Annotated in this window: 13 protein-coding genes; 2 read left to right on the top strand and 11 right to left on the bottom strand. The window is 38.8% G+C overall.

Annotated elements, in window-relative coordinates; all coding sequences use genetic code 11:
* Nucleotides 1-59: 59 nt before the first annotated feature.
* The 6 genes from CBF33_RS08055 to CBF33_RS08030 all read right to left on the bottom strand — a co-directional run bounded on the left by CBF33_RS08055 (nucleotide 60) and on the right by CBF33_RS08030 (nucleotide 4,946).
* Entirely contained in the window at nucleotides 60-722 is a 663-nt protein-coding gene (locus CBF33_RS08055) for an ABC transporter permease (RefSeq protein ID WP_126763221.1), read from the bottom strand.
* The gene (locus CBF33_RS08050) at nucleotides 719-1,663 is read right to left on the bottom strand and encodes an osmoprotectant ABC transporter substrate-binding protein (RefSeq protein ID WP_126763219.1); all 945 of its coding nucleotides are present in this window, start codon (nucleotides 1,661-1,663) and stop codon (nucleotides 719-721) included. Before CBF33_RS08050 ends, CBF33_RS08055 begins: the two co-directional genes overlap by 4 nt.
* Nucleotides 1,664-1,665: 2 nt before the next feature.
* Entirely contained in the window at nucleotides 1,666-2,298 is a 633-nt protein-coding gene (locus CBF33_RS08045) for an ABC transporter permease (RefSeq protein ID WP_023606640.1), read from the bottom strand.
* Nucleotides 2,299-2,300: 2 nt separating this feature from the next.
* The gene (locus CBF33_RS08040) at nucleotides 2,301-3,494 is read right to left on the bottom strand and encodes a betaine/proline/choline family ABC transporter ATP-binding protein (RefSeq protein WP_126763217.1); all 1,194 of its coding nucleotides are present in this window, start codon (nucleotides 3,492-3,494) and stop codon (nucleotides 2,301-2,303) included.
* Between the two features lie 153 nt (nucleotides 3,495-3,647).
* Nucleotides 3,648-4,391 (bottom strand): acyl-[acyl-carrier-protein] thioesterase, encoded by a 744-nt coding sequence (locus CBF33_RS08035; protein WP_126763215.1) that lies wholly within the window; start codon nucleotides 4,389-4,391, stop codon nucleotides 3,648-3,650.
* 15 nt (nucleotides 4,392-4,406) lie between these two features.
* The gene (locus CBF33_RS08030; RefSeq protein WP_126763213.1) at nucleotides 4,407-4,946 is read right to left on the bottom strand and encodes a hypothetical protein; all 540 of its coding nucleotides are present in this window, start codon (nucleotides 4,944-4,946) and stop codon (nucleotides 4,407-4,409) included.
* 137 nt (nucleotides 4,947-5,083) lie between these two features.
* On the opposite strand from CBF33_RS08030, the gene CBF33_RS08025 reads away from it, so the two are divergent.
* Nucleotides 5,084-5,737: a metal-dependent transcriptional regulator gene (locus CBF33_RS08025; protein WP_126763211.1), complete on the top strand. Its 654-nt coding sequence runs from the start codon at nucleotides 5,084-5,086 to the stop codon at nucleotides 5,735-5,737.
* A gap of 87 nt (nucleotides 5,738-5,824) precedes the next feature.
* Nucleotides 5,825-7,345 (top strand): glucose-6-phosphate dehydrogenase, encoded by a 1,521-nt coding sequence (zwf, locus tag CBF33_RS08020; protein WP_126763208.1) that lies wholly within the window; start codon nucleotides 5,825-5,827, stop codon nucleotides 7,343-7,345.
* 45 nt (nucleotides 7,346-7,390) lie between these two features.
* On the opposite strand, the gene CBF33_RS08015 is transcribed toward zwf, so the two are convergent.
* The 5 genes from CBF33_RS08015 to CBF33_RS07995 form a co-directional block, all read right to left on the bottom strand.
* On the bottom strand, nucleotides 7,391-8,443 hold the full coding sequence (locus CBF33_RS08015; protein ID WP_126763206.1) for a Gfo/Idh/MocA family oxidoreductase: 1,053 nt from the start codon (nucleotides 8,441-8,443) through the stop codon (nucleotides 7,391-7,393).
* A gap of 16 nt (nucleotides 8,444-8,459) precedes the next feature.
* Nucleotides 8,460-9,428, bottom strand: a complete 969-nt coding sequence (locus CBF33_RS08010) for a sugar phosphate isomerase/epimerase family protein (protein WP_126763204.1) — start codon at nucleotides 9,426-9,428, stop codon at nucleotides 8,460-8,462.
* Nucleotide 9,429: 1 nt separating this feature from the next.
* Entirely contained in the window at nucleotides 9,430-10,158 is a 729-nt protein-coding gene (locus CBF33_RS08005; RefSeq protein WP_126763201.1) for a ThuA domain-containing protein, read from the bottom strand.
* An 18-nt stretch (nucleotides 10,159-10,176) separates the two neighbouring features.
* Complete coding sequence (locus tag CBF33_RS08000) at nucleotides 10,177-11,253, bottom strand: Gfo/Idh/MocA family protein (RefSeq protein ID WP_126763199.1); 1,077 nt, start codon at nucleotides 11,251-11,253, stop codon at nucleotides 10,177-10,179.
* An 81-nt stretch (nucleotides 11,254-11,334) separates the two neighbouring features.
* Nucleotides 11,335-12,213: an AraC family transcriptional regulator gene (locus CBF33_RS07995; protein WP_126763197.1), complete on the bottom strand. Its 879-nt coding sequence runs from the start codon at nucleotides 12,211-12,213 to the stop codon at nucleotides 11,335-11,337.
* Between the last annotated feature and the right edge of the window lie 84 nt (nucleotides 12,214-12,297).

Here is a 12,297-nt window from a genome sequence, read left to right as displayed (position 1 = left end):
TCAAAAAGCAATAAAAAATAGTGCACAAGTCACAACTTGTGCACTATTTTAATTAAAATTTATTTTTCTACCTTAGAAGCTGGGTCTAATCGTTTTTCAACTAAACTCAATCCCCAGTCTACAACGACGGCCATTAACGCAGTTGGCAAGGCACCTACTAAAATAAGAGACGTCCCGTTTGTGGCATTTGTTCCTCTTGTAATAATGTCTCCCAAACCACCGGCTCCAACAAACGAGCCAATCGCTGTAATTCCAATCGCAACGACTAGCGCGTTACGAATACCTGCCATGATAACAGCAAAAGAAAGAGGAAACTCTATTTGCATAAGCAGTTGAAAACGGGTCATCCCCATTCCTTTTCCGACGTCTAAAATAGTCGGGTCCACTTGAATCATGCCAGTATAAGTATTTGCGACAATCGGTAATAAGGAATAGAGGAAGACGGTGACAATAACCGTATTAACTCCCAATCCTAAGCCTAACATTAAAATTGATAGCATCGCTAATGACGGAACCGTTTGAATCACGTTCGCCACACCGAGTACCCATTTCGCCATTTTCCGACGACGTGCGATAAAAATACCCAATGGAATACCTACAATCGCCGCGAAAAAGACGCCATATAAGGAAATTAAAAAGTGGCGCCAAAATTGGCTTAAAACATAACTGCCATTTTGAGTAAAGTAATAGAAAAACTGTTCCCATACATTCATATCACTCATTTAACAAACGCCCCCTTTTCTCCAAAATATTTATGTTCTCGTAAAAAGTTATTTGCTACCGTTTCAGGTTCTAATAAATTATCATCGACTTGATAATTCAATTCTTGCATTGTTTTCGTATCAATTTTATCACTTAAAGCACCCAATATACCGTCTAACTCTGGATATTCTTCAAGCAAATCATAACCAGCCACAATCGATGCATCGTAAGGTGGGAAAAACTGTAAATCGTCTTCAAGTACGACTAAATCATAACTAGCAATCCGGCCATCTGTGGAGTATCCTAAAACGACATCCATTTTACCCGCATTGACTGCGTCATAAACTAGACCAATTTGCATAGGGTAGACTTTCCCAAAGTCAAATCCATACTCATCAACAAATCCCTTATAGCCATCACCTTTACGGTCAAGCCACGACGTATCAACACCTGCAGTCAAATCGTCTGCTACGTCTTTTAAATCACTAATTGTTTTCAGTTGATATTTTTCAGCAGTTTCCTTAGAAACCATAAAAGCGTATGTATTAGCAAAGCCATAAGAAGGATACCATTTTTGATTGTAACGCTCTTTAAATTCACGCTGAACAATTTCCATTGCCTTATCAGGATCTTTTTCTGGCGGTAATTGTAACGCCCCACTTAAATCTGTTCCTGTATAACGTGATGCTGAAATATTTACATCATCACGTAGCATCGCTTGATGCGCAACCGTTGATGTTCCTAAGTTATTGACTAAGTTTACTTTCAAATCGTCTGAATGATACTCAACCATTCCTTTCACGATATTTGCTAATATCTGTGATTCAGAAGTAGAGAGTGTTGCGACAGATAACGTATTTTTACTCGTTCCACTTGGTAGGCCTGGCAAACTACAACTACTCAAAACAAGTAGCAGGCTACTCAAAAGAACCGTCAATTTCACTTTCGTTGATTTTAACATCTTTATTCGCCTCCTTCTTTAATTGGCGACAGACGTTCTTCTAATTTAGAAAATAAGAAATCCGTTATTAAAGCCATGAGTGTTACTGGAATGGTTCCACCAATAATCAGCTCGGGTAAGTAGTTATTTAATCCACTAAAAATCATATCACCTAGTCCGCCGGCACCAATGTATGACGCCAATGTAGCCCATGCGATAACATAAACAGCAGAAAGTTTTATCCCAGCCATAATCGTTGGCAAAGCAGAGGGAATTTCTACATGAATAATGGATTGTAAATTAGTCATGCCCATCCCCTTAGCAGCATCTTTCAAATCGGGATTCACACCTTCCATCCCAATATAGGTATTACGTAAAATCGGCAATAGCGAATAAATAAATAACGCAATAATCGCTGGCAACTTCCCAACCCCAAAAATAGGTACCATCAACGCCAGTAGCGCTAATGACGGAATAGTTTGCAAAAGACTGGCAAAGCCAATCACAAAATTAGCCAATTTATCAGTACGTGTTAATGCTATACCTAGAGGAACTGCCACAACCACACCTAATAAAAGAGAAATAGCTGAAATAGAAATGTGCTCCCAACTTTTTATAACAAGTTCTTGGCCGTGCGTCATTAGAAATTGTTCCATGACTATTCAGCCTCCTTACCTGTTTCGACTTCAGCAGGCTCAGCTATCTTTTCTTCAATTGCTGATTCAAGGAAGTCTTCATCTCCCCATACTACATCATAAACAATGTCGACAAGTGACGCGCGTGTCACTATTCCAACCAAGTGTTTTTGGTCGTCTACTACTGGCACATATTTTAAGCCTCGTTTTAAAATACGACGAACGGTGTCTCTTAAACGAGAATCTTTATTCACATAGAAAACATCAGGTTGGAGAATATCTCCCACACTGGTAGCCACACGACGTTTATTATTCAAGTCTTCTAAGTCAATAAAACCTTTTAAAACACCCGTTCCATCAACCACTAATAGCGTATCCACTCGTTTTTCTCTCATCAAACGAATCGCTTCAGATAATGATTTCTCTGGTGTAATCGAAATCGCTGTTTTCAACATGACTTGTTCTACCGTTGTATCGTCTTGACGTGCTTGAATTAAACGATCCTCACCAATTAAGTTTTCAACAAACTCATTAGCCGGCTCTTTTAAAATATTATCTGGCGTGTCAAATTGGATTACTTTTCCTTCATCCATTATCATAATACGATTCGCCAATTTTAAGGCTTCATCCATATCATGAGTAACGAAAACAATGGTTTTTCCCATTTTTTCTTGCAAGTGTTTCACTAAATCTTGTAAAGACTCGCGAGTAATTGGGTCTAAAGCACCAAAGGGCTCATCCATTAAAATAATATCTTGGTCGGCAGCTAACGCCCGAACGACGCCAATCCGTTGTTGCTGACCACCAGAAAGTTCTGCTGGATAACGGTCAAGCATTTCACGTGGCAATTCAACTAAATCTATCATACGTTCTGCGATTCGGTTGCGCTCTTCCTCCGGCCATTTCAATAATTTAGGTACCATGACAATATTTTCACGGATTGTCATATGTGGCATCAAACCAATATTTTGGATGACATATCCGATTTCGCGACGCAACTGAACAGGGTCTTTTTTATTGATGTTTTCACCATCTATTAAAATTTCCCCTTTAGTTGGTTCAATCATTCTATTTAACATTCTCATAGTAGTCGTTTTCCCACTACCACTTGTTCCAATAAAACAAACAAACTCGCCTTTTTCAAATGCAATATTCACGTTATCAACCGCTACTTTACTGCCTTTAAAAATTTTAGTTACATTTTTAAATTCAATCACTATTTTACTCTCCTTTGTATAGAATTTTTGAGCTATACCTTAAAAGCATCTCATAAAATAACTGATTATTCAAATAATGTGGTTATTAAACAAGACAGATACGGCGCGTTTCCATTGATTTTTATCAGCTTTTTAATTCTAACTAACTACGTTTTATCGTTTAGACCATTCGATATACCCGTCAGCAAACGTGTCATTTTCGTACGTAATTTGATGAAGAGATGCCGTCACATGCTCACTGTCTGCTACATCCTTTTCCCACCGACTCGTAATCATTTGCCCGTAGCCAACCTCTTTAACAAAGCGAATAATAACTTTAGAAGCGCGGTATTGTGTTAACCAATCCCAGCCTAAGCCATCTAACATCCAATCTAAGTACTTAGAGTTATTGACATGTTGATTGCTGTCAATATCTAAATAGCGCACTTTATACGCTTGCTCGTCCGGTTGAGAAAATGTTGGGAAACGCATCCCTCTTCGTATTTTACTAATTTTCTCACTGGCAAAAGGTTCAATTAACTCACTCGGTACACTGACCATTTTGCGTGATGTCATGTCCATTAATACGAATGTCGAAATAATATGAACGAGCTCATTCCCCGACTCATCATGTAACCAAAAATGACGATAACAGAAATACTTATTGTGATAGCGAGCTTCTGTTGAGACGTTTATCGTTTGATTTACTCGTGGTAATTCTGTGACCGTCAATTCGTGTTCTGTAATCACCCATCCATAACCTAAGCGATGAACGTAATCCTCGGCACGACCCAGTTGTTCACTCTGTGCTTCCGAAGCTTGAATCACAATATTTAAAACCATCGGCAATGTCAGTTCCCCAGTAGTATCACATTCATAAAATTTAATAGTGTGTGCATGTGTGTATCTTTTTCCCATACTGCTCCTCTTTTCTTAATCATTAGTTATTGATTTTATCGTAACTGTGTCCGCTACTTTCAACTCAATTAATGTTCCTGATAAAAAAGCCAATCCATTGAGATGATGATACGTCACATCATAGCTATTCAATAGCAGAGTTAAAGCCTCTGGTGTTAGTCCTATGAGGTTAGTTCTTCCTTGTTGATGAGCCATTAACCACTTTTGCATAGCAGTTTGACAATCATAATTAGACGATAACCCTTGTAACTCTTTAGTTGGATTTTCCCATAAATAAGTATCGATACTTTTTTGCACGTCTTTTGGCCATTCAGACGTATCACGTTTAGCAAAAACAGGCGCTGTTTTTACCGGCTTCTTTATTTTTTTTGAGACACGTTGCATCATTTCGATAACTGATTCTTCATTCGTTGTCCATAATTGCCAAGATGCATCGATATCTAAGTCTTGTACGTCTAATCGTTCATAACCATTAAAAAGCGTCTTTCTACTATTAGAGGCCGTACGCTCTTCTTCTAATGATAAAAATGGTGTCATAAAGTAGAAGGTTGTCATGACTTTGCTCCTCTCACTTGCTTAATTCTATAGTAATATATAAACCCCCAATTAATAAAGCAATATGGCATCAATATTGCACTTTATGTTGATTTTCTGATAAAATGAAAAAGATAATGAAAGCGAGGACTGAAATAATGACACCTAATAAAGAAGACTATTTAAAACTTATCTATGAGCTAGGTGGTTTTACACAAAAAATCAGCAATAAGGCGATTGTCTCTGGTCTCCATGTATCTGCCGCCTCTGTTAGTGAAATGGTCTCAAAACTTGAAAAGGAGAAACTTGTCGTCCATATCCCCTATCAAGGCGTGCAACTTACCGATTTAGGTTTACAACACGCCAGTCGTCTCGTCCGAAAACATCGTCTATGGGAAGTCTTTTTAGTCGAACACCTGGGATACAGTTGGAACGATGTACATGCAGAAGCCGAAGTGCTCGAGCATGTGACGTCTGATACACTAGCCAATCGACTTGAAGCCTATTTAGAATTTCCGGATACTTGCCCGCATGGTGGTATCATTCCTGGTGAAAATCAGTCGATTGAGGAACAGGGTCAAAAAACGTTAATGGAAGCAAAATTACAAGATAAAATTAAAATCATACGCGTTCTCGATGAGCTAGAACTTTTAGATTATCTAGCAGAGATTAACCTGAATATTCAGGATGTTTTAACCGTTGAACATATCGCTGCCTATGACGGTCCTTTAACACTCGTTGATAAGCACGGTGAAAAAATCATCGTCAGCCATAAAGCTGCCTATAATATTTTTATAGAAGTTTTATCATAATAAGCACAGCATTTTTATATCTTTTCATATCGCGTTATACTAAGAGCAAGTATAATAAATAGAGAACCTAAAGGAGAGAGTTTTGTTATGTTTGAGCAACAAGTGGCATTGTTTACCATTTTTGGAGGAACCGGCGACCTCGCAAAAAGAAAGCTATATCCGTCATTATTTCGCTTATATCGAAAAGGGCATTTACAAGAGCATTTTGCGATTATTGGGACAGCTCGCAGAGAGTGGACCGATGATTATTATCGTGAAATCGTTGCAGAATCGCTTACCTCGTTAACCCCAACAGAAGAAGAATTGGCTGATTTCACTTCCCACTTCTACTATCAATCACATAATGTTAATGATACCGACCACTATATCCATCTAAAGAAACTAGCAACCGAACTGGATGAGCGCTATCAATTAAAGGGGAATCGTGTTTTCTATTTAGCCATGGCGCCTAACTTTTTTGGCACGATTGTCAACCACTTGGAATCTGAAAAAATTATCACAGAATCTGGTTATAACCGCGTGATTATCGAAAAACCTTTTGGAACAGATTATGCTTCTGCCGAAAAATTAAACGAAGAAATCCGAGCAGTGTTTGCTGAAGATCAAATCTTTAGAATTGATCACTATCTAGGTAAAGAAATGATTCAAAATATCTCAGCCATCCGCTTTGGTAATAATATTTTTGAGTCTCTATGGAATAATCGATACATCGAAAATATTCAAGTAACATTAGCAGAAGACCTCGGCGTAGAAGAACGTGGGGGCTATTACGATCAAAGTGGTGCCTTAAAAGATATGGTACAAAATCATATTTTACAAGTCGTTGCTCTACTTGCTATGGAGGTTCCAAATCTGTTCTCTGAAAAATCAATCCGCGAAGAAAAGATTAAAGCACTAAATGCGATTCGTTTGTACGATGAGCAAGAGGCAAATCGTTACTTTGTACGAGGACAATATACAGCGGGGAATGTTGGGACACAATCGTATAAGGGTTACCTTGAAGAAGAAAATGTTGATACGCAGTCTCGAACAGAAACATTTGTTGCAGGTAAGTTTTTAATTGATAACTTTAGATGGCAAGGCGTTCCTTTCTATGTACGAACTGGTAAACAAATGACTACTAAAGCTGCCCGCATCAATGTGGTCTTTAAACCAACTCCTGTTAATATCTTCCGTGATGAAGTAACCTGTGTTAAAAACAATCAACTACCGCAAAATGTTTTAACAATTTATATTCAACCAACGGAAGGTTTCTCATTAACACTTAACGGTAAAGAAATCGGACCTGGTTTTGATATCAACCCGGTTAAATTAGATTACCGCAATACAACAGAAATGGTAGAAAATAGTCCCGAAGCTTACGAAAAGCTTTTGCTTGATGCGTTGAATGGCGATGCGACTAACTTTACGCATTGGGACGAAGTGGCTCAATCATGGCGAATTGTCGATGTTATTCGTGCCGCTTGGGACCAAAACACCGATCCGATTCCAACCTATGCTGCTGGTACAATGGGACCAAAAGAAGCATTTGACTTAATAGAAAAAGACGGTCACGAATGGGTCTGGCGCCCAGACGATTGGTATCGTGAAAACAATTTACTCTCTTAAAAAAATTAAATCACCATGATTACATTTTGTAATCATGGTGATTTTTTAATTCATCTCAATAATTTTCCCTGTCATAGCCGATTCAAAAATAGCATCGATTAAAACTAAGACCTGACGCACTTCATTATTCTTTACAACAGGGGTAGCATTTTGGTGAACAACCTCATAAAAATTGCGATAAAACTCAGGGAAATCTGCTTCAACTTCTAATATAGGTAACTCTTTTGTCATCTCTTCTGATGGAGGGGCCATCGTCTTAGTTAACCCTTGCCCTGCTTTAATCGGTGTAGGAGCCACTCGTTCGGTTGTCTCATTTGGAACGATGATTTTACCGCTTAAATCCCAGTCATTAATTTGACCCGTTCCACTGTATCCCTTCACATACCAACGTGGCAGTTTAACAAAGTTACTCGTGCCAACTTCTACATGAGCTTTTACACCATTTCCAAACGTCAGCCACGCTGTAAAACCATCATCAACCTCATCACCTAATACATAGCTTAAGTCACTATAAACACGTTTGACAGGTTGGTCTACTAAGAAGAGTAACTGGTCTAAAAGATGAACGCCCCAATCAAGTAACATTCCGCCACCGTACTCTTTTAGATGACGCCAATCTCCAGGTATCCCATTTGCTCCATGTACACGTGATTCAATTTGAAAGACTTCCCCAAGCATATGTTGTTGATACCACTCTCGAACAATTAAAAAATCATTATCCCAGCGTCTGTTTTGATGAACCATAAATTGACGTTGCGTCGTTTCAGCGACCGCTAAAATATCATCTAGTTCTGCCACCGACATTGTTACAGGTTTTTCGCAGACAACATGCTTTCCAGCTCTTAAGCTTTTAATGGCTATCTCATGATGTGAATCATTTGGTGTCGCAATTAATATTGCTTCTACATCATCATCCGTTAAGACATCGTTTAAAGTGTCATATGTTTGAAATCCATCTTTTCTCGCTTGTTCACGACGTTCTTCTTTAATATCATATACACCGTACGTTTGGACGTAGTTATTTTCGCCAATCAATTCGCGTGCATGATATCCGCCCATGCCTCCGTATCCGACAATCACAAAATTCATTTTTTCCATTACTCTTCCACTCCTTTTAAGCCCACCACATCTCTGTTGGCTGCTCATGAATCATAATTGAACGCAAATTCGTTACAGCACGAGTGAATCCTTCATCAATTGACATAATAGGATCTTCATGTTCAATACTCAACACATAATCATAACCATAAAGTCTCAATGCACTAATAATATTAGACCACTCGTCTAAACTATGACCACATCCAACTGAGCGGAATGTCCAAGAGCGCGTTTGAACATCTCCATACGGTTGCATATCCGTTAAACCATACATATTAATATTATCTTGATCTAAATATGTATCTTTAGCGTGGAAATGGTGAATGGCACCAGCTTTTCCTAATATCTTAATCGCTCCCACAGGGTCAATCCCTTGCCACCATAAATGAGAAGGATCTAAATTACAACCAATCGCTGGGCCTGTCGCCTCACGAAGTTTTAACATCGTGTAAGGGGTGTGACATAAAAACCCACCATGCAATTCGATTCCTATTTTCACGTTTGCTTCCTCAGCTAACGTATTGATTTCTTTCCAATAGGGAATCAAACGCTCTTCCCATTGCCAGTGATAAATATCTGTGTAATCTGTTGGCCACGGTAACACCGGCCAGTTCACAGTTGTATCTGTTTCATTCCCACCACTTACACCAGAAAAGCAATTAACGACTGGTACATTCATCAAAGAAGCTAATTGAATCGTCTTACGAAGTAATTCATCTCCCTCCCTTGCTTCTGCTTTATTCGGTGAAATCGGATTATGATGACAACTGAACGCACTAATCGTCAATCCTTTATCAGATAATTTTTTTAAATAATTCTCACGCTCAGTTTCACTAGCCAATAAAGCGTCAATATCGCAGTGGGCATTTCCAGGAGAACCACCCGTGCCAATTTCCACCATATCTAACCCTTTCGCTGCTACTTCTTCAATCATTTCTTCAAATGTTAAATTATTATATAACGGAGTAAATACACCTAGTTTCAATTTAATTCCTCTTTTCTACTATATTTTCGATGGCTTCATGATGACCATACTTAGGTACTGGCGTGTTGTTCATATTGGCACACCAACTAACAGCATTAGAAATAACACGTTGAATATCCCGATGATAGTATGTTGGATAAGTTTCATGACCTGGTTGAAAATAAAATATTTTCCCCTTACCACGCTTAAACGTGCAACCTCCACGAAAAACCTCGCCACCTTCAAACCAATTGATAAGTAACAATTCATCAGGTGTCGGAATATCAAAATGCTCGCCATACATTTCTTCCTGATCTAATTCTATCGTTTCACCAACCCCTGCTAAAATCGGATGCGTGGGATCGACTACCCATAACCGACATTTTTCACTCGCTTCACGCCATTTCAAATCACAGCTTGTTCCCATTAGCGCCTTGAAAGGTTTTGAGAAATGAGCCGAATGTAGTACAATCAGTCCCATTCCATTAAGAACTCGTTGTTTCACTCGTTCAACGACCTCATCACTAACTTCATCATGCGCTCGATGTCCCCACCAAATAAGACAATCCGTCTCATCCAATACGTGTTGAGGCAATCCATGTTCCGGTTCATCTAACGTCGCTGTCCGCACGACATAATCTTCCTTTAAAAAGGAAGCTAGTTGCATATGAATCCCATCAGGATAGATAGCGCGTACTTCTTCGTCTTCTTTTTCATGACGAAATTCATTCCAAATCGTTACTTGAATCATAGACACCCTCCTTATACATTAATTAAAGTAAACAGGCTGACCTGTTTTCGATGATTCATAAATCGCTTCAAGTAGCTGCGTAACAACGAATGCTTCTTCTGGCTTCACTAAAACCTCTCGTTTCCCTAAAACAGCGTCTATCCATGCACGTGCTTCTTCATAAGCAGGGTCATCCCCTGCTCCATCATAAAAATCAACGCCGCCTGTTTCGAGCTGAATATGATTATCGTACAACAACCCATGTTTTTCGCCATTCAAACGCAATCCTTCATCCATGTCGGCACCACCTTTTGTGCCAGCTAAGGTCGTTTTGGCTTCACCATCGTTAACCAAATTAATAGCCCAGCTTGATTCTAAAATAATCGTTGCGCCATTTTTCATTGTAATAAAACCAAAAGCAGAGTCTTCCACAGTAAACTCATCTGGATTCCAAGGTCCCCAAGCATTGGCTGCATTTTCTGTTTGTGACAGCTTATGATACACATTTCCTACTGCATATAATGGTTCATAATTATTCATCGTCCATAAGGTTAAATCTAAGGCATGCGTCCCGATATCGATGAGCGGTCCTCCTCCTTGTGCCTCTTCATCTAAAAAGACACCCCAAGTTGGTACTGCTCGACGACGAATGGCTTTGGCTTTTCCTAAATAAATCTCGCCAAGCTCGCCATCGTCACAAACTGTTTTCAAGTATTTGGCATCTTTACGAAAACGATTTTGATAGCCTATCGTTAGTTTTTTCCCAGTACGTTTGGCCGCATCAAGCATGGCTTGCGCTTCCTCAGATGTTTTCGCCATCGGCTTTTCACACATCACGTGTTTCCCTGACTCTAATGCAGCAATGGTCATTTCCGCATGACAATTATTTGGCGTTAACACATGAACAACATCCAATTCTGTATCCGCTAACATTTCTCGATAATCATTATAAACCTTAGACTCACTTCCCCCATAATCCTCTCTTGCTTTTTCAGCACGTTCTACCACTATGTCACAAAAAGCAACCATCTCTACTTCTTGTATCTTCGCTAAGCTAGGTAAATGTTTTCCGTTGGCAATTCCTCCACAGCCAATAATTCCTACCCTTACTGTCATAAAAAAATCCTCCTCATTCAATTGTCGTGTTAACTCCACTATACAAAAGAATGAAAAGGATTTCTTCCCTATACTTACGTTCTAATTCCCAGATATTAACTTTTGATATTTTTTTGGCGAAACACCGACGTTCTCTTTAAAAACATGATGGAACGTCTTCACGCTATTAAATCCTGCTTTTTCAGCTACTTCTATCATAGGTAACTCTTCCGTTCCTAAAATAGATTTTGCCATATTAATACGATATTCCGTCAAAAACTGAACAAACGTGACCCCTGTATTTCGCTTGAAAAAACGTGTGAAATAATGCGGGGTAAAACCTGCTACATCGGCAATATCTTCAAGCTGGATTGGTTCACCATAACGCTCTTCGATAAAGGTAAAAATTTGATCCATTTTATCAATCACTTCTTGATTTTGTAAAGAATCATTGGTTAGTGCTTTTTTATTCGAAGCTTTTTTTAAAGGAACCTTCCCTACCATTAAACCTAAATATTCATATAAACGAGCATATAAAAGATACAACGACGCTGGTGCATCATCGCGCGCATACTCAAAGCACGCTTGTAAACATTGACGAACACTGATTTCAGTCTCTTTCGACCAAAAGACACTCCAGTTTTCACGCGTTTTAAATATATCACGAACATTTATCGTATGCTGACTCGTTTGAAAAAGAGCATCAAATAAACGCGTATCAAACTGAAAGACGAGTCGCTTACTATCCGGTGTAGCGAGAAAATAATGCGTCTCACCACTATCAAAGAAATAAATTTCGCCTTCATTTACTGATAGTAAAGCATCGTTAACGCCAATTTTAATCGTTCCTTCTACCACATAGATGACTTCTATTTCTTTATGCCAATGCGGATAAACTAAGCCACGACCGTCATCGGAAAAACAACGAAATGGAAACTTCACATCTAAATCTGGTATCTCTAAATATTTATGTTGCGACATCGCTTCGTTCCTCCTAGTTAGCATCCTTGAATTTATTTCTTTATATTATTTTAACATTTATTAACCTTGATATTATCATATTTT

The sequence above is a fragment of the Vagococcus lutrae genome, from assembly GCF_003987555.1.
In the GTDB taxonomy this organism is placed as follows: Bacteria; Bacillota; Bacilli; order Lactobacillales; family Vagococcaceae; genus Vagococcus_A; species Vagococcus_A lutrae.
The sequence above is the reverse complement of the archived record's forward strand: the minus strand, read 5'-3'. Positions and strand labels throughout refer to the sequence as shown.

What these genes read in the sequence shown, in the direction of transcription:
- CBF33_RS07995 (WP_126763197.1), bottom strand. Translation starts at nt 12,213, where the DNA reads ATGTCGCAACATAAATATTTAGAGATACCAGATTTAGATGTGAAGTTT.
- CBF33_RS08000 (WP_126763199.1), bottom strand. Translation starts at nt 11,253, where the DNA reads ATGACAGTAAGGGTAGGAATTATTGGCTGTGGAGGAATTGCCAACGGA.
- CBF33_RS08035 (WP_126763215.1), bottom strand. Translation starts at nt 4,391, where the DNA reads ATGGGAAAAAGATACACACATGCACACACTATTAAATTTTATGAATGT.
- CBF33_RS08015 (WP_126763206.1), bottom strand. Translation starts at nt 8,443, where the DNA reads ATGGAAAAAATGAATTTTGTGATTGTCGGATACGGAGGCATGGGCGGA.
- CBF33_RS08045 (WP_023606640.1), bottom strand. Translation starts at nt 2,298, where the DNA reads ATGGAACAATTTCTAATGACGCACGGCCAAGAACTTGTTATAAAAAGT.
- CBF33_RS08025 (WP_126763211.1), top strand. Translation starts at nt 5,084, where the DNA reads ATGACACCTAATAAAGAAGACTATTTAAAACTTATCTATGAGCTAGGT.
- CBF33_RS08005 (WP_126763201.1), bottom strand. Translation starts at nt 10,158, where the DNA reads ATGATTCAAGTAACGATTTGGAATGAATTTCGTCATGAAAAAGAAGAC.
- zwf (WP_126763208.1), top strand. Translation starts at nt 5,825, where the DNA reads ATGTTTGAGCAACAAGTGGCATTGTTTACCATTTTTGGAGGAACCGGC.
- CBF33_RS08030 (WP_126763213.1), bottom strand. Translation starts at nt 4,946, where the DNA reads ATGACAACCTTCTACTTTATGACACCATTTTTATCATTAGAAGAAGAG.
- CBF33_RS08055 (WP_126763221.1), bottom strand. Translation starts at nt 722, where the DNA reads ATGAGTGATATGAATGTATGGGAACAGTTTTTCTATTACTTTACTCAA.
- CBF33_RS08050 (WP_126763219.1), bottom strand. Translation starts at nt 1,663, where the DNA reads ATGTTAAAATCAACGAAAGTGAAATTGACGGTTCTTTTGAGTAGCCTG.